The organism is Streptomyces sp. bgisy159 (assembly GCF_057707805.1).
Genome location: NZ_JBYIQX010000017.1, coordinates 1 through 21871 on the forward strand (window position 1 = coordinate 1; position 21871 = coordinate 21871).

At 72.2% G+C, this 21871-nt stretch carries 18 protein-coding genes; 8 read left to right on the forward strand and 10 right to left on the reverse strand.

Translation table 11 applies throughout. The annotated features are described in order from the left end of the window. Positions 1 to 1250: 1250 nt before the first annotated feature. Together AC3ET3_RS18175 and AC3ET3_RS18180 are read left to right on the forward strand one after the other, a co-directional pair. Positions 1251 to 1448, forward strand: coding sequence for a helix-turn-helix transcriptional regulator (locus AC3ET3_RS18175; RefSeq protein WP_073946053.1), 198 nt, complete (start codon positions 1251 to 1253; stop codon positions 1446 to 1448). Continuing rightward, positions 1439 to 2833 (forward strand): tyrosine-type recombinase/integrase, encoded by a 1395-nt coding sequence (locus AC3ET3_RS18180; protein WP_435612473.1) that lies wholly within the window; start codon positions 1439 to 1441, stop codon positions 2831 to 2833. Before AC3ET3_RS18175 ends, AC3ET3_RS18180 begins: the two co-directional genes overlap by 10 nt. Before the next feature lie 162 nt (positions 2834 to 2995). Here AC3ET3_RS18180 and exaC read toward each other — a convergent pair whose 3' ends face one another. The 4 genes from exaC to xylB all read right to left on the reverse strand — a co-directional run bounded on the left by exaC (position 2996) and on the right by xylB (position 8956). Next, positions 2996 to 4519, reverse strand: a complete 1524-nt coding sequence (gene exaC / locus AC3ET3_RS18185; RefSeq protein WP_432136095.1) for an acetaldehyde dehydrogenase ExaC — start codon at positions 4517 to 4519, stop codon at positions 2996 to 2998. A gap of 211 nt (positions 4520 to 4730) precedes the next feature. Beyond that, a complete protein-coding gene (locus tag AC3ET3_RS18190) occupies positions 4731 to 6014 on the reverse strand; it encodes a GAF domain-containing protein (RefSeq protein WP_432136096.1) in 1284 nt (427 codons plus the stop codon). Between the two features lie 259 nt (positions 6015 to 6273). Continuing rightward, complete coding sequence (locus AC3ET3_RS18195) at positions 6274 to 7488, reverse strand: ROK family protein (RefSeq protein WP_432136097.1); 1215 nt, start codon at positions 7486 to 7488, stop codon at positions 6274 to 6276. Positions 7489 to 7495: 7 nt separating this feature from the next. Beyond that, positions 7496 to 8956 carry a xylulokinase gene (gene xylB, locus AC3ET3_RS18200; protein WP_432136098.1) on the reverse strand — a complete coding sequence of 487 codons (1461 nt, stop codon included), beginning with the start codon at positions 8954 to 8956 and terminating at the stop codon, positions 7496 to 7498. Between the two features lie 115 nt (positions 8957 to 9071). On the opposite strand from xylB, the gene xylA reads away from it, so the two are divergent. Next, entirely contained in the window at positions 9072 to 10238 is a 1167-nt protein-coding gene (xylA, locus tag AC3ET3_RS18205) for a xylose isomerase (protein ID WP_432136099.1), read from the forward strand. A gap of 82 nt (positions 10239 to 10320) precedes the next feature. After that, positions 10321 to 10695, forward strand: coding sequence for a hypothetical protein (locus AC3ET3_RS18210; RefSeq protein WP_432136100.1), 375 nt, complete (start codon positions 10321 to 10323; stop codon positions 10693 to 10695). Between the two features lie 303 nt (positions 10696 to 10998). On the opposite strand, the gene AC3ET3_RS18215 is transcribed toward AC3ET3_RS18210, so the two are convergent. The 3 genes from AC3ET3_RS18215 to AC3ET3_RS18225 form a co-directional block, all read right to left on the reverse strand. Next, positions 10999 to 11505 carry a GNAT family N-acetyltransferase gene (locus AC3ET3_RS18215; protein ID WP_432136101.1) on the reverse strand — a complete coding sequence of 169 codons (507 nt, stop codon included), beginning with the start codon at positions 11503 to 11505 and terminating at the stop codon, positions 10999 to 11001. A 492-nt stretch (positions 11506 to 11997) separates the two neighbouring features. Then, on the reverse strand, positions 11998 to 13305 hold the full coding sequence (locus AC3ET3_RS18220) for an SWF or SNF family helicase (RefSeq protein ID WP_432136102.1): 1308 nt from the start codon (positions 13303 to 13305) through the stop codon (positions 11998 to 12000). Beyond that, a complete protein-coding gene (locus AC3ET3_RS18225) occupies positions 13302 to 16232 on the reverse strand; it encodes a DEAD/DEAH box helicase (protein ID WP_435612474.1) in 2931 nt (976 codons plus the stop codon). Before AC3ET3_RS18225 ends, AC3ET3_RS18220 begins: the two co-directional genes overlap by 4 nt. A gap of 255 nt (positions 16233 to 16487) precedes the next feature. On the opposite strand from AC3ET3_RS18225, the gene AC3ET3_RS18230 reads away from it, so the two are divergent. Beyond that, entirely contained in the window at positions 16488 to 16670 is a 183-nt protein-coding gene (locus tag AC3ET3_RS18230; RefSeq protein ID WP_365448708.1) for a hypothetical protein, read from the forward strand. Positions 16671 to 16713: 43 nt separating this feature from the next. On the opposite strand, the gene AC3ET3_RS18235 is transcribed toward AC3ET3_RS18230, so the two are convergent. Continuing rightward, complete coding sequence (locus AC3ET3_RS18235; RefSeq protein ID WP_432157437.1) at positions 16714 to 17727, reverse strand: hypothetical protein; 1014 nt, start codon at positions 17725 to 17727, stop codon at positions 16714 to 16716. Positions 17728 to 17926: 199 nt separating this feature from the next. On the opposite strand from AC3ET3_RS18235, the gene AC3ET3_RS18240 reads away from it, so the two are divergent. Further along, positions 17927 to 18823, forward strand: a complete 897-nt coding sequence (locus AC3ET3_RS18240) for an oxygenase MpaB family protein (RefSeq protein ID WP_432157436.1) — start codon at positions 17927 to 17929, stop codon at positions 18821 to 18823. Here the strand turns inward: AC3ET3_RS18240 and AC3ET3_RS18245 are convergent. Continuing rightward, positions 18809 to 19333, reverse strand: a complete 525-nt coding sequence (locus AC3ET3_RS18245; protein ID WP_432157435.1) for a PadR family transcriptional regulator — start codon at positions 19331 to 19333, stop codon at positions 18809 to 18811. The two genes, AC3ET3_RS18240 and AC3ET3_RS18245, sit on opposite strands and share 15 nt — an antisense overlap. 161 nt (positions 19334 to 19494) lie before the next feature. On the opposite strand from AC3ET3_RS18245, the gene AC3ET3_RS18250 reads away from it, so the two are divergent. Further along, a complete protein-coding gene (locus tag AC3ET3_RS18250; RefSeq protein WP_435612475.1) occupies positions 19495 to 20250 on the forward strand; it encodes an alpha/beta fold hydrolase in 756 nt (251 codons plus the stop codon). A 4-nt stretch (positions 20251 to 20254) separates the two neighbouring features. Here AC3ET3_RS18250 and AC3ET3_RS18255 read toward each other — a convergent pair whose 3' ends face one another. Beyond that, positions 20255 to 20854, reverse strand: coding sequence for a class I SAM-dependent methyltransferase (locus AC3ET3_RS18255; protein WP_432136108.1), 600 nt, complete (start codon positions 20852 to 20854; stop codon positions 20255 to 20257). A gap of 180 nt (positions 20855 to 21034) precedes the next feature. Here AC3ET3_RS18255 and AC3ET3_RS18260 point away from each other — a divergent pair, with 180 nt between their 5' ends. Further along, on the forward strand, positions 21035 to 21829 hold the full coding sequence (locus AC3ET3_RS18260; protein WP_432136109.1) for an MHYT domain-containing protein: 795 nt from the start codon (positions 21035 to 21037) through the stop codon (positions 21827 to 21829). Positions 21830 to 21871: the final 42 nt, after the last annotated feature.

Consider the following 21871-nt stretch of genomic DNA (forward strand, 5'->3'; position numbering starts at 1 on the left):
CAAGCGGGTCTCGGTCGTGCCGTCGGAGTAGGATCTTGACTCTATGGCCGCGGAGATGACGACGGCCGACGCGGCCACCGAGACCGAGTACGCCCAGTTTCGCGAGACGTACGGCACGGACGTCACCGAGGTGCGAAGGATACGGGTTCCTCGCTCGCGAGTTGCGCATGGCGACCTACGTATGAGGCCACGCGACCGAGTGGCAAGCACAGGCTCAGTACCACCGTGTCGCTGCCTGCATGGCCGTGCAGCGCCGTGACCCTGGAACTGGAGAGGGATCCATGTAACCCTCACGAACACTCCGACACTCAGATGTTGTAGCTCTTCAGTTTCACTTCGCTCCCCAATTGCCTGCGCCGTCCACTGGTATGTCTGCAGCGTAGCCGGCGACTTCCGCCGCCTTGTTTTCGGAGGTTGTCGGCCGCTCGTCCGGACTGGTCCTTGGCATCGTGCACATCGACATCACGGTGCGACCGAGTCAGGTGAAGGAGGAGCACGCCTTGCCCCTTCTTCTCCGACGGAACGCCCCCTGCGTCTTTCGGTTGGTCTTCCCGCGGCTCGGCATTCGCCCACGGCAGACGAGAAATAGCCCCGAAGGGCTGGAACCTCCTTTGGGAATATGTCAACGTACAACGTCCCGAAAAATACCAGGTCAGTGGCGGGATTCAGGATTCCAGGCCGACCTGCACGTCGGCCATGACGGTGTCCGACACCTCGCGCTGCTCGGCCTCATTGCGGAGGCCCTGACCCAAGGAGCACCCCTGTCGAATGCCGATCTCCGATCGGTCCGATTCAACGCCCCCATCTGCTTGACACTTGGCGCCCTGAACGTATGGACCACATCGGAGCGAGAGGATTGCGCCGATCCTCCCCGGCGCTGTGCCTCTGTGTTTGTGCGACCGCGTTGACAACGGACTCGGGGTGTTCGTGACGGACGGCGCGGCCTCGTTCTCCGATCGCGCCGACTGGCCCCCTGTGTTTCGTCCGTTGCAATCGTCCGTGAGTTGCCCTGCGGGGCGCAACATAGACCACGATCGCCGGTTGGCCAAACCGGCGATCGTGACGACCATTGAGGTGTTCTCAGCGGCTGTGCTTGTAGGTGGAGCCGTTCGGACACCATGGCCCTTCATGTCGGCGACCAGTAGTCCCCGTAACTGACAGAGTTTGCCCATCAGTTGCGGCGGAGTGGGTGCAAGTCGAGCACTGCTGCTTGGGCCGCCGAAATATCTGGAACATCCGAGGAAACATCAATGGCTCGTCCACCTGCGCTCAAGCTCGCCGAGGTCCTAGCGGAAATCAGGATGAGTCCGTCGGCTTTCTATCGCCTGCGCGCTCGCGGTCAGGCACCCCGAATGATCAAGCTGCCCAATGGTGAACTGCGCTGCCGCCGCGCCGATCTGGATGCGTGGTGGGATGCGTGCGAAAGGGATACGCCTGGATGGCGATGAGTTATAACGTCCGATTCTGGGAGATACGTGAGCGCCCCGGCCGGCGCAAGCCTTTCCAGATTCGGTGGACGGTTAACGGGCGAGAGAAGTCTGAGTCCTTCATCGCGTTCGCGCTTGCTGACAGCCGGCGTGCGAAGCTGATGACAGCTGCGCGCGAGGGTGAGCCGTTTGACGAGCACACAGGTCTGCCGGCATCCGAGTTGCGGGCCATCAAGCAGCGCACTACGTGGTACGACCTGGTGCACGAATACATCGAGCAAAGATGGGAGCGCACGCCAGGGAACACCCGCCGCACTCTGGCTGATGCCTTCGCTACGGTCACGCCCGCCCTGGTACGCCCCGGCGCAGCGTATCCCGATCCGCGGGTACTGCGGCGTGCCCTGTACTCGTGGGCATTCAACAAGAAAGCCTGGGAGTGCGAGCCCATCGAGGAGTGGCTCCACGCGCTGGACTGGATGAAGCGCAACTCGCTGCCGGTCAGCGCCCTCGCGGAAGCCGACGTTCTGAGGCGGGCCCTCGATGCGATGTGCCGCAAGCTGGACGGCAAGGCGGCTGCGGCTAAAACAGCCCGACGCAAGAGGGCTGCGTTCAACGAAGCTCTCAACACTGCGGTGGAGAAGGGGTACTTCGCTGAGAACCCCCTCAAGGGGCTCCGGTGGCAAGCGCCAGCAGTCAATGAGGAGGTGGATCCGGCCGCCGTTCCCAATCCGGCCCAGGTGCTTCGGCTACTCGAGGCCGTTGCTCGCCAGCGGGGGCGGGGTCCTCATCTTGAAGCATTCTTCGGTTGCATGTACTTCGCGGCTATGCGGCCAGCTGAGGTCATCCACCTTCGGATCGATCAATGCCACTTGCCAAAGACGGGATGGGGGATGCTGAACCTCTCGGGCGGGGTCGTCACGTCTGGTAAGGAGTGGACCGACGACGGGGAGGTGCACGAGGTGCACTCGCTCAAGCGTCGCGCGGCAAGCGCGACGCGGCCTGTTCCCATCCCGCCGCAGTTCGTACGCATGCTGCGTGCCCATGTGAATCGGTTCGACGTGGCACCCGACGGTCGACTTTTCCGGAACCAGGCCGGCAACTACGTGGACGCTGCCGCCTACGGCATCACATGGGCGCGGGCCCGGGAATACGCCCTGACCCGTACTGAGCGCACTTCTCGCCTGGCCAAGCGGCCTTACGATCTCCGTCACGCCGGGATCTCGTTCTGGCTCTACTCCGGAGTGGACCCGGCCGAGTGCGCCCGCCGCGCCGGCCAGAGCATCGAGGTTCTCTTTCGCCACTACGCCAAGTTCCTTGACGGCCTTCGAGAGCAGGCGAACCGTCTCATCGAGCAGTCCATGAACGAGTGGCAGCGTGTCAGCCAAGGTGACGTACCCGAGGGCTGAACCGGGGGTTTGGTCCGTGACTGGTCCGGAAGCACTGGTCAGGAGGGGTGCAGTCGCGGGAGGAATTGGGAGTTAGCGCGCAAGCCGGGCCGGTCGAGAGCGGGTGGCAACGAAGGGCGCCTGACGGGTGAAAACCCAGGTCAGGCGCCTTTTCGCATGTGTCTAGAAGAAGCCCAGCTTCTTCGGCGAATACGACACCAGCAGATTCTTCGTCTGCTGGTAGTGCTCCAGCATCATCTTGTGTGTCTCGCGGCCGATCCCGGACTGCTTGTAGCCGCCGAACGCCGCGTGTGCCGGGTAGGCGTGGTAGCAGTTCGTCCAGACGCGGCCCGCCTGGATGGCGCGGCCCGCCCGGTAGGCCGTGTTGACGTCGCGGGTCCAGACGCCGGCGCCCAGACCGTACGCCGTGTCGTTGGCGATCTTGATGGCGTCGTCGAAGTCGTCGAAGGAGGCGACCGAGACGACGGGGCCGAAGATCTCCTCCTGGAAGACCCGCATCCGGTTGTCGCCCTCGAAGATGGTCGGCCGGACGTAGTAGCCGCCCTTCAGGTCACCGTCGAGTTCGGCGCGTTCGCCGCCCGTGAGTACCTTCGCCCCCTCGTTTCGGCCGATGTCGATGTACGAGAGGATCTTGGCGAGCTGCTCGCCCGACGCCTGGGCGCCGATCATGGTGTCGGTGTCCAGCGGATGCCCGGGCCTGATCAGTTCGGTGCGGGCGACGGCCGCCGCCAGGAAGTCGGGGTAGTTGCCGCTCTGGATCAGCCCGCGCGACGGACAGGTGCACACCTCCCCCTGGTTCAGCGCGAACATCGTGAAGCCCTCCAGGGCCTTGTCCCGCAGTTCGTCGTCCTTCTCCCACACGTCGTCGAAGAAGATGTTCGGTGACTTCCCGCCCAGCTCCAGGGTGACCGGCTTCAGGTTCTCCGCCGCGTACTGCATGATCAGCCGGCCCGTCGACGTCTCACCGGTGAACGCGACCTTCGCCACCCGCGGGCTCGACGCCAGCGGCTTGCCCGCCTCCGGGCCGAACCCGTTGACGATGTTCACCACCCCCGCCGGCAGCAGGTCGGCGATCAGGCTCATCCAGTAGTGGATGGACACCGGCGTCTGCTCGGCCGGCTTGAGCACGACCGCGTTCCCGGCGGCGAGCGCCGGGGCGAGCTTCCAGGCGGCCATCAGGATCGGGAAGTTCCACGGGATGATCTGCGCCACCACGCCCAGCGGCTCGTGGAAGTGGTACGCCACCGTGTCCTGGTCCACCTCGCTGAGCGAGCCCTCCTGCGCGCGCACCGCACCGGCGAAGTAGCGGAAGTGGTCGATGGCCAGCGGGATGTCGGCGGCCAGCGTCTCCCTGACCGGCTTGCCGTTCTCCCAGCTCTCCGCCACCGCCAGCGGCTCCAGGTGCGCCTCCATGCGGTCGGCGATCCTCAGCAGGATGTCGGAGCGTTCCGTGGCCGACCTGCGGCCCCACTCGGGGGCCGCCGCGTGGGCCGCGTCCAGCGCCTTCTCCACGTCCTCGGCCGTCCCCCGCGCCACCTCCGTGAACGGCTGTCCGGTCACCGGGCTCGGGTTCTCGAAGTACTGGCCGCGGGCCGGCGGCACGTACTCGCCGCCGATGAAGTGGTCGTAGCGCGTCTGGTAGGAGACGAGCGCGCCCTCGGTGTTGGGTGCGGCGTAGCGGGTCATGCGGGTGCCTCCTCAGCGGCGCTGCCCGCCGTTGGGCAGCTCTCGACGCGAGGCTAGGCAGAGGGAGGTTGCGGGTACGTTGCACGACGGTCCGTGCCCCGTCGGCCTTGCTGCCCCACCGTCACGACCGGGATCATCGCCACGCCCCCCTGCTGTCCTCCCGGTCCCCGCTGTCGTCCCCGCCCCGCCCTCGTCCCCGCCTGTCCGCCGTTCACGGCTTCGCCGACCACCCCGTCGGGGCGGTCAGCTCGGACTCCAGGGCGCTGAGGCGAGCCCGTACCGCGGCCGTGGGGCGGACGACCGCCAGGGCCCGCCATACGTCGAGGTCCTCCTCCCCCCAGGGCGCATGGGCCCAGTCGGCCAGCAGATCCGGGTCGGCGTGGGAGATCAGAGCCGCGCGCAGGCCGTCCGCGAGACGCTCCCGCAGGCGGACGACGGCGGGGGCCTGCGAGGCCGGCAGCAGCGGTCCGGCGTACGCGGCGGCCGCCGCCGTGACCCCGCCGGCCGCCAGCCGCCGTTCCACCACCGCGACGTCCGACGTGACCGGAACCGTCAGCCGGTACGGCCGCGACGCCAGCAGCCCGGACCCCGCGCCGGGCCCCAGCACCCCGCGCAGCCGGGCGAGCTCGGCGCGCAGCGTCACCGGCGTCACCGACTCGTCCTCGTACAGGGCGCACATCAGCTCGTCCCCGCTCAGCCCCTCCGGGTGCCGGGCCAGCAGCACCACGATCTCGCTGTGCCGCCGGCTCAGCCTGAGCGTGCGGCCGTCCACGACGAGCCGGGCCTCGTCGCGGCCCAGCACGGTCAGCTCCGGGGCGTCGACCAGGGGACGCGCCGGGGCGAGCAGCGCCAGCTGCGACTCGGCGGCCCGGGCCACCGCCCGCACGAAACCCAGGCTGTGCGGGTGTGCCAGCCCGTCGCCGCCGGTGATGTCCACCGCGCCCAGCACCCTGCCGGTGCGCGGATCGTGCACCGGCGCCGCCGCGCACGTCCACGGCTGGACCTGCCGGACGAAGTGCTCGGCCGCGAACACCTGCACCGGGCGGTCCACGGCGACGGCCGTGCCCGGCGCGTTGGTGCCGACCGCGCTCTCCGCCCAGCGCGCCCCCGGCACGAAGTTCATCCGCGCCGCCAGCCGGCGCGTCGCCGGGTGGCCCTCGACCCACAGCAGCCTGCCGCGCGCGTCGCACACCGCCAGGAGGTGCTCCCCGTCGACCGCGAACGTGCCCATCAGCTCCCGGAACAGCGGCATCACCCGCGCGAGCGGATGCTCCGCCCGATAGGCCGCGAGGTCGCCGTCGGCCAGTTCCACGCTCACATCGGCTTCCGGCCCGACACCGGCCCGCGCGGACCGGCGCCAGGAGTCGGCCACCACGGCCCGCACCGGCCGCGGCACCGTACCCGCCTCGGTGAACGTCTCGTGCGCGCGCCGCAGGATCCGTAGGCGCTCGGCAGGGTCGGCCCCCGGCTCCAGGGCCACCCAGGGATCGGTCAAGTCGGCCTCCCGGACAGCGATACGGCTGGGGACATCGTCGTCCCGGGGGCGCGCGCCGACAACCGTTTCGACGGGCGTGACCGGTCGGAGAGAGCCCGAAGTGAGCCGCGGCCAGGACTCGACGGCCCGGCTTATCAGCCTCTGCGGCCCCCGGCCACCGCCGCCGGATCGTCCAGTACTCCCCGCGCGCCACGGAGCGCGCCGCGGTCCCGTCCGCGCCACGGAGCGCGCCGCGGCCGGGACTCGACGGCCCGGGTTCTCAGCCCTTGCGGCCCCCGGCCACCGCCGCCGGATCGTCCAGTACCCCCCGCGCCACGGAGTGCGCCGCTCCCAGCAGCGGCCCCTGCGGGCCGAGCCCGGACACCGACACCGGGCACACGGGCCCCGCCGTCCGCCGGTCCAGCTCCGCCTCCAGCGACGGCAGCAGCCACGGCGCCAGCTCCGCCAGCGCACCGCCGAGCACCACGGCCTCCGGGTCCAGCAGGTTCACCGCCCCGGTCAGCGCCACGCCGAGCGCCGTGCCCGCGTCGCGCAGGGACCTGCGTACGTCCTCGTCGCCGTCGGTGGCGCGTCCCGCGAGCAGCCCGACGCGGTCCTCGCCGAGCTCCAGGCCGGCCGCCCGCAGCACCGCCTCCTCACCGGCGTACTGCTCCAGGCAGCCACGGCCGCCGCAGACGCACTCCGGGCCGTCCGGGTGGACGGGCACATGCCCCAGTTCGCCCGCGAAGCCCCGGGTGCCGCGCAGCAGGCTTCCGTCCACCACGACCGCGCCACCGATACCGATCTCCGCCGACACGTGCAGGAAGTCCCGCGGCGTGTCCTGTCCGAGCCAGAGCTCGGCGAGCGCGCCGAAGTTGGCCTCGTTGTCGACGGTCAAGGGGTGGTCGCCGGGCAGCAGGGCGCCGAGGTCGGTGTCGTGCCAGCCCAGGTTCGGAGCGCGGACGACGGTGCGGGCGTCGCGGCCCACCAGCCCGGGAACGGCGACCGCGAGCCCGGCGGGCCACAGCCCCTCGTCCTCGGCCGTGGCGACGACCTCGTGGATCAGACCGGTCAGTTCCGCGATCACCGGCTCGGGCGCGCGGCCCCGGTTCGTGCCGTGGCGTACGGCGCGCGCCCGTACCTCGCCCCGCAGGTCGACCGCACAGACCGCGAGATGGTCGACGCCCACCTCGGCGCCGATCCCGGCGGGCCCGCGACCGCTCACGGCGAGGGCCGATCCGGGCCGGCCCACCCGGCCGGGGCGCTCAGGGCCCAGCTCTTCCAGCAGGCCGGTGCGTATGAGCTCGTCGACGAGGGTGGACACCGCCGCCCGGGTCAGCCCGATGCGCGAGGCGACCGCCGCCCGGGACAGCTGGCCCTCGGCACTGACGGCGTGCATCACGCGCGCGAGGTTGCGTCGGCGCATGCCCTGCTGCGTGTCGGGCAGTGCCCGCCCGGGGCTGGTCGGCCGGGCCTCGTGCGGCGGTGCGGTCATCCTCGCGTCAGTCCTCGGGTCGCGTCTGAACCCCGGTGCCTCGGTCCAGCAGCGGGGCCGCGTCGGAGAGTACCCCGGAGATCCTGGCCAGGGCTTCCTCGTCCCGTTCCACGGCGTCCAGGACCGGACCGCTCGCGGTGTTCCAGCGCCGGGCGACGGCGGCCGGGTCCTCGCCGGTCAGCAGCCCGGCGGCCTGCGCGGCGGCCCCCAACGCCACCAGCTCCTTCGCCTCCGGCACCTGGACCGGACGGCCGGACAGGCGGCGTACGGTCTGCTGCCACGCCGTGCCCCGGGCGCCGCCCCCGATCAGCAGCAGTGGCGCGGAACGGTCGGCGTCCTCGTCGAGCACGAGGTCGAGCGCGCCGAGCAGCGCGTGTACGGCACCGTCGTAGGCGGCCTGGAGCAGTTGCCCGGCCGTGGTGTCGTGACGCAGGCCGTGCAGCAGGCCCGAGGCGTTCGGCAGGTTGGGGGTGCGCTCGCCGTCCAGGTAGGGAAGGAGGGTCACCCCGCGGGCCGGCTCCACGGCCTCGCGGTCCAGGCCGAGCAGGGCGGCGAGCCGGTCGACGGCGAGGGTGCAGTTCAGGGTGCAGGCCAGCGGCAGCCAGTCGCCGTGGGCGTCGGCGAAACCCGCCACGGTGCCGGTCGGGTCGGCGGGGCGCCGCTTCGACACCGCGTAGACCGTGCCCGAGGTGCCGAGACTCAGGACGGGCGTGCCGGGCCGCAGCCCGAGGCCCAGCGCCGCCGCCGCGTTGTCGCCGGTGCCCGGCGCGACCAGGGTGCCCTTGGAGAACGGCAGGTCATGGCTGTCGCGTACGGTGCCCGCGACCTCACCGGGACGCACCACCCTGGGCAGAAGCGCCGGGTCCAGGCCCACCTGGGCGAGGATCTCCGCGTCGTACGCCTCGGTCCCGGACGCCCACCAGCCGGTGCCGGAGGCGTCGCCGCGGTCGGTCGTGCCCACCCCGGTCAGCCGCTCGGTGAGGTAGTCGTGGGGGAGGCGCACCGCCCTGGTCGCGCGGACCGCCTCCGGCTCGTGCTCGGCCAGCCAGGCCCACTTCGTGACCGTGAAGGAGGCGGCCGGGACCGACCCGGTGCGCTCCGCCCAGAACGCCGCCCCGCCCAGCTCCTCGGTCAGGCGGCGGGCCTGCGGGGCCGAGCGCACGTCGTTCCACAACAGCGCCGGGCGGACCGGCTCGCCGTGCGCGTCGAGGGTGACCAGTCCGTGCTGCTGCCCGCCGATCGACACCGCGGCCGCCTCGCGGGCGGCGTCACCGCACTGGCGCAGCGCCTCGGCCAGGGCCTCCCACCAATGGCGCGGGTCGCTCTCCCGGCCGGCGCCGGAGGACACCGTGTGCGGGGCCTGGCCGCTCGCGACGACCCGGCCGGTCGCCACGTCGACGACCAGCGCCTTGGTGGACTGGGTGGACGAGTCCACCCCGACGACGAGCGGACCCTCGGCTGCTGACATCGCGCTCTCCTAGCTTTTTTCCGCGGCTCTGCGGGATGTGTCTTCCCAGAGGTGCGTTCGCATACTAATTTGTAAACCGCCATGACGAAATAGTCTGCAAGCAAGGAGTCGCGGCGTGAGCTACCAGCCCACCCCCGAGGACAGGTTCACCTTCGGCCTGTGGACCGTCGGCTGGCAGGGAAGGGACCCGTTCGGCGACGCCACCCGGCGCGCCCTCGACCCGGTCGAGACCGTGCAGCGTCTGGCCGAGCTCGGCGCCTACGGGGTCACCTTCCACGACGACGACCTGATCCCCTTCGGGTCGTCCGACACCGAGCGCGAGGCGCACGTCAAGCGCTTCCGCCAGGCCCTGGACAGCACCGGCATGACCGTGCCCATGGCCACCACCAACCTCTTCACCCACCCGGTCTTCAAGGACGGCGCGTTCACCGCCAACGACCGCGACGTGCGCCGCTACGCGCTGCGCAAGACCGTCCGCAACATCGACCTGGCGGTGGAACTGGGCGCCCGTACCTACGTCGCCTGGGGCGGCCGCGAGGGCGCCGAGTCCGGCGCCGCCAAGGACGTGCGCGTGGCCCTCGACCGCATGAAGGAGGCGTTCGACCTGCTCGGCGAGTACGTCACCTCGCAGGGCTACGACCTCCGCTTCGCCATCGAGCCCAAGCCGAACGAGCCGCGCGGCGACATCCTGCTGCCCACCGTCGGCCACGCCCTCGCCTTCATCGAGCGCCTGGAGCGCCCGGAGCTGTACGGCGTCAACCCGGAGGTGGGCCACGAGCAGATGGCCGGCCTGAACTTCCCGCACGGCATCGCGCAGGCCCTGTGGGCGGGCAAGCTCTTCCACATCGACCTCAACGGCCAGTCCGGCATCAAGTACGACCAGGACCTGCGCTTCGGCGCCGGCGACCTGCGCTCCGCCTTCTGGCTGGTCGACCTGCTGGAGAGCGCCGGCTACACCGGGCCGCGCCACTTCGACTTCAAGCCGCCGCGGACCGAGGACCTCGACGGTGTGTGGGCGTCCGCCGCCGGCTGCATGCGCAACTACCTCATCCTCAAGGAGCGCGCGGCGGCCTTCCGCGCCGACCCGGAGGTCCAGCAGGCCCTGCGCGCCTCCCGCCTGGACCAGCTCGCCGAGCCCACCGCGGGCGACGGCCTGCAGGCGCTGCTCGCCGACCGGTCCGCCTTCGAGGAGTTCGACGCGGACGCGGCGGCCGCGCGCGGCATGGCCTTCGAGCGCCTCGACCAGCTGGCCATGGATCACCTGCTGGGCGCGCGCGGCTGACCACCGGCGGCACTCCGTGCGCGGGGTACGGACTTCGCGCGCGGGGTCGCGTCACGGGCGGCGGCTCGCCAGGCTGGACGGTATGGCCACGCCGCCCGTACCGCCCAGTCCACCCGGCCCGCCGCCCTCCGAGGGCGGCGGATTCGGGTCGCCCCCGCCCCGCCGGAAGCCGCCGTTCATGGCGCTCGTCGCGCTGGCCGCCATAGCGGCGGTCGTACTGATCGTCGTGCTGGTCCACGGAGGTCACGACGGGTCTGGCGACGAGCCGCCGGCCGGGGGTGGCGGGAGCACGGGCTCCGCCGCCGCGCCGTCCTTCCGCCAGCCCACGCTGCTGCCCAGCTCGCTGCCGACCGCCTTGCCGTCACGGCTTCCGACGGAGCTGCCGACGGGGCTGCCGACCGAGGTGCCCGGGGAGATCCGGTCGTTGCTTCCGTCACTCTCCGCCCTGTCGCCGTGAAGCGGCTTCCGCCCCGCCGCCGCTTGTCGACTGCGTACGGGTGGGGAAGCCGCCGCCTGGCGACGGCGTACGCCCGGGGGACGGGCGGCGGGTGCGGTCGGTGCGGGCGGGTCGCCGTTCGACGGTGCTCGTGCGGGAACCAAGGCGGGGCCGTGCGTCCCGCGGGCTCACGCGAACTGAAAAGTCCTCGCCGGGAACGCAGATGTCCGTCGCCATGCCGAACGGCATCGGACCCGCGAGTCCGATGCGAACCCGCGACCATGCCGCTTCAGGGCCTCGTGGACGGATGAAACGGGGAGCGGGCTAGTCAAGAGGGCGGCGGTAGCGCAACTTGCTGAGAGAGGCGCCGCCGGTGGAGTCCTCCACGGCTGTGCCGTCCGCGCCCCAGCCGGCAGCTTCGTAGAAGCGCCGGGCACGTGCGTTGTCCTCCAGAACCCACAAGGTGGCCTGCGTGTAGTCGGCCTGTCCGAGGGCCGCCAACGCGGCCAGCATCAGCTGCTTTCCGATCCCCGTGCCCCAGACCTGGGGCATCGCGTAGAGAGTGCCGACTTCCGCGGTGACAGGAATGTCCTGAGACGGGCCGAAGCTCGCGAGTCCGACGATTCCGGCCTCGGTTTCGGCTACCAGTACCCCCGACGATGGCCACCGTGCCTCCGTGATCCGTGTCTCCCACTCGGACGTTTCGCGGCTCGGGTCCATTGCGTCGAGGTAGTGCTGGGGAACAAGACCGGCAAAGGCCGCCTGCCAGGAGCGCACGTAGACACCGGCGACCGCTGACGCATCAACCGGCCTTGCCTGTCGAATCTGCATGGCCCCAATTTTTCGCGTCCTCTCAGCCCGGGCCAACCTCTTTTCCCCAGGGCCATGGTCAGTGCTCGGCGCTCTGTTCCAACAGCGTCCGCGCCGAGTCCGCGTAGCGGATCGCTGCCTTCTGTCCGATGCCGAAGGCCAGTGCGAGGTGGAGTGGGTCGACGCCGCGGGTGAGTGCTCTTCTTCGAACTGGCCGTCAACGCAGGGCCGGTTGAGGACGGCGGTCGGGTTGCGAGCGGCCCGGGTGCTCCAGAACCTGCCGGCCGGGCCGAGTTCGACGGCGGTCTTCTGGGTGATCAGCAGATGGGGGTTGGCTGTGCAGGCGCGGCAGAACCGGCAGGGCAGCTGCCCCGGGGCGAAACAGCCCGAGCGAGAAGCCGCCGGCTTGTTCTCACTGATCTGCCCCACGCTGGTGACCACGTCACATCGGCGGCAGCGAACGGCCGTCGCGATGCTTGGGCACGCCGGCCGGAGCCAACACCGCCGACCTCCCTACGCCGCCCCTTCCTGCCCGCTGAGCCGTGCCGATGACAGGGCTGTCGCCGGATCCCGGGTCGGTTCCCCGGCGGGCACCCAGCGCCCGCGCTCCTTGCGGTAGGGCCACCAGCGGCCGTCCCGGCCCAGCCGCAGCTGGCAGGGTGCGCCGACGGCCGTCCACCGGTTGCCGCGCGCCCGTAGCGCCGGCCGTTCGTCGTCCTCCCAGGCCGAGTCCAGTGCCGCACGCGCGCGTACGAGCGCCTCACCCCGTACGGTCCATTCCTCCTCCAGCACCGACAGCGCGTCCGGGCCGCCGTGCTGCCAGGCACGAACCGCCAGGGCCAGCGCTTCGGGGGTGCGGCCCGAACCGGCGGCGAGGCGGTCGGCGACCGACGGCGGGCCGGCATCGACCGCCGTGGTGTCGGCGAGGAAACCGGCAGCCGGGGAACCGGCGGCGAGCCGTACCGCGTCCTCGCCGAGCGTCAACTCCCGCGGTTCGGGGTCCTGCCAGCCGCGCAGCGCCTCCGCCAGCATGCGGTGCGCCTCGACCGCCGTACGCGCGGCCAGAAACTCCAGCGCGGCCGGGTCGACGCCCGGCGCGGGCCGGGCCTCGGTGTCCAGCGACGGCGGCGTGCCGGGCCCCTCGGGCAACTCCGGCGGCGGAGGCAGGGGCGGCTGAACCGCCGAGAAGGCCTCGGCCGCGTCGACTCCTTCCGCCACGGGCGCGGACGCCGGCGAGGCGGGCGCGACCGCACTGCGGGCCTGGAGACCGTCCAGGACGGCCTGTTCGGGCCGGCCCCGCAACAGCAGCAGCACGAACGGATCCTGGTCCAGCAGCCGCGCCACCAGGTAGCACAGCGCCGCCGTGTGCCCGCAGTGGTCCCAGGCACCACAGTCGCACTCGGCCTCCAGATCGCCGAGGCCGGGCAGCAGCTCCGCACCGGCGGCCGCCGCGTCCTCGACCAGCTGGGACGGCACCTCCCGGTCCAGCAGGGCCGCCACATGACCGGCCCGCTCGACGGTCAGGTCCAGGAAACGGTCCCACTGGGCACCCGAGAACCGCGCCAGCAGCACATCGGCCCGGTGCCCCGTTCCGTCCCGGTCGCGCACGACCGCCGTGATGCGGCCCGGGCCCACCGACACCTCGCCCACGGCGCCCGCGCGCGCGAGCCGGCGGCCGGCACGCACCTGCCCCGCGTCCAGCGCGCCGTCCTCGAGGGCGGCGACCCAGGCCCGGCCCCACCAGGTCCCGGCGAAGCCGCGACCGTGCGCGGGCGGCAGCGCGGCGAACGTCCGCTGCGTGTCCTCGTCGTACCTGTTCATGCCATGCCCCCTCGCAGCTCCACCAGTTCGGCCAGTTCGGTGTCCGTCAGCTCCGTGAACGCCACCTCGCCCGAGCCCAGCACGGCGTCGGCGAGCCGCTGCTTGCGCGCGAGCATGTCCGCGATGCGGTCCTCGACCGTGCCTTCCGCGATCAGCCGGTGGACCTGCACCGGCCGGGTCTGACCGATGCGGTGCGCACGGTCGGTCGCCTGCGCCTCCACGGCCGGGTTCCACCAGCGGTCGTAGTGCACGACATGCTCGGCGCGGGTCAGGTTGAGCCCCGTACCGGCGGCTTTCAACGACAGCAGGAACACCGGGACCTCGCCGTTCTGGAAGCGTTCCACCATCGCCTCGCGCTCGGCGACCGGCGTCCCGCCGTGCAGGAACCGAGAGGCCACCCCGCGCTCGGCCAGATGCCGTTCGACAAGCCGTGCCATTCCGACGTACTGCGTGAAGACCAGCACGCTCGCTCCCTCGGCGAGGATGGTGTCCAGCAGTTCGTCGAGCAACTCCAGCTTGCCCGAGCGCCCGGCGAGTGCCGGACGGTCCTCCTTGAGGTACAGCGCGGGGTGGTCGCAGATCTGCTTGAGGCCGGTGAGCAGCTTGACGATCAGGCCGCGCCGGGCCATGTCGTCGGCCTCGGAGATCGCCGCGAGCGTCTCCCGGGCGACGGCCTCGTACAGGCCGGTCTGTTCCGCGGTCAGCGCCACCGGGTGGTCGGTCTCCGTCTTCGCGGGCAGCTCCGGGGCGATGCCCGGATCCGACTTGCGGCGGCGCAGCAGGAAGGGCGCCACCAGCCGGGACAATCGCTCGGCCGCGACCGGGTCGGTACCGGTCTCGACGGATCGCGCATAGCGCGCCCGGAAGGCGCTCAGCCGGCCCAGCAGCCCCGGCGTCGTCCAGTCGAGGATCGCCCACAGTTCCGACAGGTTGTTCTCCACGGGGGTGCCGGTGAGCGCCACACGTGCGCGCGCGCCGACGGTCCGCAGGGCGCGTGCGGTCGCCGAGTAGGGATTCTTCACGTGCTGTGCCTCGTCGGCCACGAGCAGGCCCCAGGGCACTTCCGCCAGCCGCGGAGCGTCCAGCCGCAGAGTGCCGTACGTGGTCAGGACGAAGTCGCCGGTTGCCGGTGCCGCCAGGTCGCGACGCGGTCCGTGGAAGCGGCGCACGCGCGTGCCGGGCGCGAACCGCTCGATCTCACGCTGCCAGTTGCCCATGAGCGAGGTCGGGCACACCACCAGCGTGGGGCCCGCGGAGGCCGCATCCCCTTGGCGGTGCAGATGCAGGGCGATCAGGGTGATCGTCTTGCCGAGACCCATGTCGTCGGCCAGGCAGCACCCGAGGCCGAGGGACGTGGTGCGGGCCAGCCGGTCGAGGCCGCGCCGCTGGTAGTCACGCAGCGTGGCGGCGAGCGCCGGGGGCTGGGGCACGAGTTCCCGCGCGGGATCGTCCCGCAGCCGATCCCGCAGCTCCGCGGGCCAGCCGGTGGGCCGGACCTCGACCAGGTGGCCGTCGACCTCCTCCGAGCCCGTCAGTGCGGCACCCAGGGCATGTATCGGGGTCACCTCGCGGTCCTGCCGGGCCTGGGCCCGCCGGACCTCCTCCGGGTCGATCAGGACCCACTGGTCGCGCAGCCGCACCACCGGACGGCTCGCCTCCGCCAGCCGGTCCAGCTCCTCGCGCGTGAGGTGCTGCTCGCCCACGGCGAAGGACCAGGTGAGGGTCAGCAGCGCGTCGGCGGACAGCGACGAGGGTGTGTCCGAGTAGGCCCGTCCCGGCCTGTCGTCGGCCGGCCCGATCTGCGCGCGGGTGGTCAGCGTGCGTACCAGGTCGCGCGGCCAGTGCACCTCCACCCCGACGGCGGCCAACGCGCGCGTGCCCTGGCCCAGAAGCTCGGCGACCTCGTCGTCCAGGAGGTCGACGGCGTCCGGTACGGCGGCCGACAACAGCGGCGAGAGGGCGGGCCAGGCCCGGGCCGCCCTGCGGAGGGCGAGCAGCGCGTCCATCCGCGCGCGGGGGCCGAGCGCGCCGTCCGCGTCGTCAGCGTTCGCCCACACGTCGGCGGCGTCCGTGACGAGGGCGGGGTCGCGCACGCTGTGCACCTGAGGTACGGCCCGGAACCGGGGCGCCGTCCCGCCCGCGTTCACCTGACCGGGCGGCTCGTCGTGGGGCGCCAGTTGCTCGGGCCTGTCCCCGGGACCCGACACCTCGATCCGCAGCGAGAGACGGACCCCGGCGTCGTGGCCGGCGGCGACATCGGCCGCCCAGGCCCGTTGTTCCGTCAGGTGCTGAGGCGCCCGTACGGCATAGGCGACGCCGCCCGTCACGAGGGCCGCCGCGGGGGAGCGGGGCAGGGTGTCGGCGACCGCGTCCAGGAAGGCACGCAGCAACCCCTCCGGGGCGGGCAGGCGTGGGGCGGGCCCGTCGTCGAGCGGTACCGCGTGCGCCTCGGGAGGCATCGCCGCGGCGAGCCGGCTGACCTCTTCGAGGTCCCGAGGGCCCAGCGGGCCCACCCGCCAGGCGTCGTGATCACCACTGGAGAGTCCGGGCAGAAGCATGCCCCGTGCCACGAACCGCAGGGCCAGCAGTGCGGCCGCGCCCCAGAAGACTACGGACCGGTGTGCGTCCGGCACCGTACGCGCGCGCGTGAGCAGTGGCAACGCCGCGTACAGCGGGACCACGCGAGCGGGTGTCCGCACGGAACCGACCGCGTCTCCGCCGGAGCGGACGACGGTGATGTCCTCCAGGACGCCGATGACCTCGCCGACGTCTGTGACGCCGCTCGGTCCAGCGCCGGACGGAGCGCCGCCGTCCGGCTGCCAGAACGCGACGTGGCCGGTGCGTGCGGGATCGCCCGGTACGAAGACGGCACCCTGGCGGGCGAGTTCGGCGATCCGGGGAGGTGATTCCACAGGAACCCTGTGCACGATGACGAGCCAGCTCCTCAAATTTGACTAGTTCGATGGGTGGTCGAGGGTACATCACTTGCCCGGGCGCGCTTGATCTTTTTGCGAGGAGCGGTCGAGCGGCCGAGCGGGTGCCTGGGGGCGTCCGCGGGCGTCTCAGGGGCGACTGGGGGACGTGTCTCAGGGATGTTTCAGGGGTGCGATCCGGAACCGCCCGGTGCGGGACACCGTTCTCAGAACAGAGACGCGGCAGTGGCCGCGAAGGAGGCGACACACATGTCGAAGAACGCGAAGATCGCCGTAGGAGGCGTGGCGGTCGGGCTTCTGTTGCTGATCTGGCTGCCCTGGTGGGCGGCGCTGCTGATCGTGCTCGGGGTTCCGGCGGCCGCCTATCTCACCCTCGATCCCTCTCAGCGGCGCAGGCTGCGCCGCGTCACCCGGAAGGAGCTCGGCCGCTGACGGCCCGGTGCCCCGCCGAGTCCGCTCGGCGGGGGACGCGGGCTCAGCTCGGCCGTACCGCCATCTTGTCGAGCGCCGCCAGCAGCTTCGGCAGTTGCGGCCCCCGACCGACCGGCAGTACCTCGCCGGGTTCCTCGTCGAGGAGCACGAACGCGATGTCGTCTGTCCTCGCCACCAGTGACCAGCCGGGACCGTCGGCGCGCAGCGTACGCGCGTCGCCCGGCGCGAAGGTCGACCGCACGCGGCCCAGCGGCGGCGGGGAGTCCACATAGGCATGGGCCTCGGCGAGGGCCCGCCGGATACCGCTGTGGCTGTGCGACGGGCGCTGACCGGCCCCACCGCTCTGGCGGCTCGGCGTCCCGTGAGTCGCGCTGTTCTCGGCTGCCAGGGTCGACTCGGCGCGCTCGGCGAGCACGGCCGGCTCCCCGCTCTCGGGTGGACGCTCCGCCCCGCCGGTCCCGCTGTCTCCCTGGCCGTCGCCGCTCTCCTCGGCGGTCTCACCCTCGACTCCTGCGGCCCCCTCGCCGTCAGTCCGCGGCCCGCCCGGCCCTGCGAGCGCCGAGTCGTCGAGCTGTGCGCGCCACATCGCCCACTGCAGGGCGACCTCGTCGGCCCCCAGCCGTCGCTGCGCGGGCCCCCAGGTGGACATGTCCGGCGGGGACAGCGCGGGGCCGCCCGCCGCCTCGGGGTCGGGATCGTGCGGCGCGGGCACCCCGGGAGCCGCCACGGCCAGCGCCAATGGCCAGCCGGGCAGCGCGGCCACCACCGTCCGCTCGTCCGGGGAGAGGTCGTACTCCATGCCGCAGTCCCAGGAGGCGATGGCCACGGCCACCAGCGACACGTCGTCGACGGCGACCGTCCACCGGGCCCCGTCGCCGTCCTGGCCGAGCACCAGACCGTACCCGTCGGCCCGCGGCGCGAGGCCGAGGGCCGCACAGGCCGCCGGGTAGTCGTCGCCCAGGACGCTCGGGAACTGCGCCGGCGTCAGCAGCACCGCCGTGAGCACGTAGAGCGCGTCGTCCTGGGCGGCGACGGCGTTCTCTTCCGTCTCGGCCATCGCGGCCTCCCCATCGGTTCGTCCATCGGCGCGCACCCTAGACCGACGGCGAGGCCCTTGTCACCACTGCTCAACCCACTCGGAGCTGCAGTTTTCCCCCTGGTCCGGGCGAATCGGCCGCGTATGCCGCCACGGCGCCCCGGAAGTGCGGTCACCCACCGTAGAGTGGGCGTTCCGGCGAGTGCGGGGGGAGACCACGGTGAAGCGCTTCGAGCGGCTCGACCAGATTCGGCGGATGGATCCGTACGCGGAGGCCTCGGAGATCTACCGGCTCACCGTGGCGTACGAGTTCCCGTGGGACACGACGCGAGCCCTTGAGCTGGCCCTTTACCGCACGTACGCCGTCCCCGGCATCGGCCGGCTTCTCGCGCGTACGGCCGAGCTCACCGACCGCACGCAGAGGCGCTACGACGACACCTCGCTGCTCCTGGACGCCGTGGTCGAGCACGGCTTCGCCGGCCAGGAGGGCCGCACGGCGATCCGGCGCATCAACCAGATGCACCGCAGCTACGACATCAGCAACGACGACATGCGCTACGTGCTGTGCACGTTCGTCGTCGTGCCCAAGCGCTGGATCGACGCCTACGGCTGGCGCAGGATGTCGCGGCACGAGATCGTCGCCTCCACGGTCCACTACCGGACGCTGGGCCGGCACATGGGCATCCAGGACATCCCGGAGAGCTACGAGGAGTTCGAGGACTGCCTCGACGCCTACGAGGCGGCCCACTTCGCCTGGGACGAGGAGGCGCGACGCGTCAGTGACGCCACGCTCGACCTGATGGCCTCCTGGTACCCGCGCCCCCTCGCGCCGCTCCTGCGCACCGGCACCCTGGCGCTGCTCGACGACCCGCTCCTGCAGGCCTTCCGCTACACCCCGCCCGGGCCCGTGACGCGTGCCCTGGTGCGCCGCGCGGTACGCGCGCGTGGGCGCGTGGTCCGGCTGCTGCCGCCCCGGCGCGCGCCCCACTTCGCGCGGCAGAACCGGGAGATCAAGAGCTACCCCGACGGCTATCGGCTGAACGAGCTGGGCACCCGGCCGGTGCCGGGTGTCGGAGGCTGCCCCGTGCGGCGACCGGGCGCGTCAGCCGCCGAGTGACTCCAGGGTCTCCCGCAGCCAGCGCAGTTCTGCCCGCGACGTGGCCCGCGCGACGGTGAGGATGCCGCGCCGGAAGGGGTCGTCCAACTCCTCGGCGCGCACCGGCCGGTCGCCGTCGTAGAAGAAGCTCGCCGGCTCCTCAAGGAAGGCTTGGCGGCGCCGCAGTACTGCTGACTGGGCGGCTGGGTCGTCCAGGTGCCGGAGGAACGCCAGCAGGGTGAACCAGCGGTTCTCGTCGGTGATGTCTCCCTGTTCCGGCTCGGCGAGCCGGCGGCGCAGCTCCCGTCTGCCCTCGTCGGTGAGCGTCAGTACGTGCCGCGGCGCCGCCGTGGTTCCCGGTTCCGTGGCGCGCGCGAGGAGGCCGGCCTTCTCCAGCCGCTTGATCGCGGGGTACAGGGTGCTCTCGGCGACGGGGCGGACGTGGCCCGTGAGCGCGGTGATGCGTTTGCGGAGCTCATAGCCGTGCAGCGGGGCGTCGTACAGGAAACCGAGAAGAGCGAGTTCCAGCATGCCCGCATTCTCTCGCACCGCCGCGGTATCTCGCTGCGGCGCTATAACGACATCGTTATACATCGTTGACGGAATACTTCGGTGTCGATGTATTGTCGTCGTGTCGCGGGCACGCCAGGACGCGTGCCCGTGGGTTGACGTCATGCCGCTGGGAGGAACCGATGAGAGACGCCGCGTTCGATGCAGAGGGAAGCCGGATCCGCTGGACGGAAGCGCCGGGCGCGGAGCCCGCACGCGTGTATGTGCACGGTCTGGGCGCGTCCTCGGCCGTTTACCACGCCCACATCGCCGCCCGCCCCGAACTCGCCGGGCGCCGCAGCCTCTTCGCCGACCTCCCCGGCCACGGGGTCAGCGACCGTCCCGCCGGCTTCGGTTACACGCTGCGGGAGCACGCCGACGCTCTGGCCGCCGCGCTCGACGCGGCCCGGGTGAGCGCGGCCGACATCGTCGCGCACAGCATGGGCGGCTCCGTCGCGATCGTCCTGGCGCACCGTCGTCCGGACCTGGTCTCGCGTCTCGTCCTCACCGAGGCCAACCTGGACGCCTTCCCGCCGCCCGAGGCCGGGAGCAGCGGCATCACCGCCTACGAGGAGGGTGCCTTCGTCGACGGCGGCCACGCGCGCGTGCTGGAGGGCGTCGGGCCGCTCTGGGCGGCGACGATGCGGTTGGCGGACCCGCGCGCCCTGTACCGCAGCGCCGTCGGACTGCAGCGCGGATCCGATCCCGTCATGCGGGAGATCCTCACGGCACTGCCCGTCGAGCGCGTCTACCTCCAGGGCGCGCTCAGCGGCGAACTCGACGGCGCCGAGGCCCTGGAGGAGGCGGGCGTGCGGGTGGTCACCGTGCCGGGCGCCGGGCACAACGTCATGTTCGGCCGGCCCGATGTCTTCGCCGCGGTGGTCGCGGGCCGCGAGTGACCCCTCAGCCCTCCCGGACGGCGAGCGCCAGGAAGCGGGCGTCCTCGTCCACGTAGGACGTCAGGCTCCACCCGGAAGCGGCGAGGAGCGGCCGGAGGTTGGGCTCGGCCCGCAGGTCGTCCGGAGTGATCCGCCGCCCGTGCCGGGCCGCGAGCGCCGCACGGCCGATCGGGTGGAACAGCGCCAGGGCACCGCCGGGACGCACCGTCCGCGCCAACTCCCGCAGGTTGCGTGCCGGGTCTGGCAGATGGGCGATGAGACCGGCGGCGAAGACCGCGTCCAGCGACCCCGACCGCAACGGCAGAGCTGCCACGTCCGCGAGCAGCAGCCGCCCGTCCCGGTCCCGGCCGGCCCGCACGGCCGCCTCCAGCATGGCCGGCGTCAGGTCGACCCCGAGGACCAGCCCCGAAGTCCCCACGGCCGCCCGCAGCGACGGCAGGGCCCGACCGGTCCCGCAGCCCGCGTCGAGTACCCGGTCGCCCTCGCGCAACCCGAGGTCGTCGACCGCGGCCGCGTAGGCGGGGCCGTCGTCGGGGAAGCGGGTGTCCCAGTCGGCGGCGCGGGCCGTGAAGAACTCCTGCACGCGTGTGTGGTCGTCGCTCATGCGAGCATGATGGCGCACGCGGGCCCGCGTTTCGCCCCGCGCGGTCACCGACACGGATGACGCCCCTGTGCGCACGTTCGAGCGCGCCGCGGTCGTTCCGGCGACCTTCCGCGTCATATTGCGGCACCTTTCGAAACGCGCCCCCTGCGTGCATCAGTGCCCCCCTAGCGTCCCCTGGTCATGGGACACCTGGACCACGCCACCTTCGGCTGGCTGACCCCCGTGCTGTCGTACGCGATGGCCTGCGTCGGCGCCGCCCTCGGGCTGCGCTGCACCGTCCGGGCGCTCGGCGCCCACGGGCGCTCCCGGCGCAACTGGCTCCTCACCGCCGCCTCGGCGATCGGCACCGGTATCTGGACCATGCACTTCGTCGCCATGCTCGGCTTCGGCGTCAGCGGAACCGACATCCGCTACGACGTACCGCTGACCGTCCTCAGCCTGCTCGTCGCCATGCTCGTGGTCTGCGCCGGCGTGTTCGCCGTCGGATACGGCCGCGACCGCACGCGCGCGTTGCTGCTCGGCGGACTCACCACCGGCCTGGGCGTGGCGAGCATGCACTACCTCGGCATGGCCGCCGTGCGACTGCACGGCGACATCGGCTACGACCCCGTGCTGGTCGCGCTCTCCGTCGGCATCGCCGTCATGGCGGCGACGGCCGCCCTGTGGGCCGCGCTCAACATCAGGTCACCCGTCGCGGTCACCCTCGCCTCCCTGGTCATGGGCGCCGCGGTCAGCAGCATGCACTACACCGGCATGGCCGCCGTACGCGTGCGTGTCACGCCGTCCGCAGAGGTGCTGCCCGGGGCCACGGCGATGCAGTTCATCTTCCCCCTCGCCGTCGGCCTCGGGTCCTACCTCTTCCTCACCTCGGCCTTCGTGGCGCTGTCGCCCACCACGGGGGAGCGCGAGGCCTCCGCCTCGGCCCGACGACCGGCCGAGGGCTCCACCGGTCGCCAGCGGGCACACCCCGCGTGAACCCACCGGAAGGTACCCACCCACCCGACCCAGCGAGGAGGC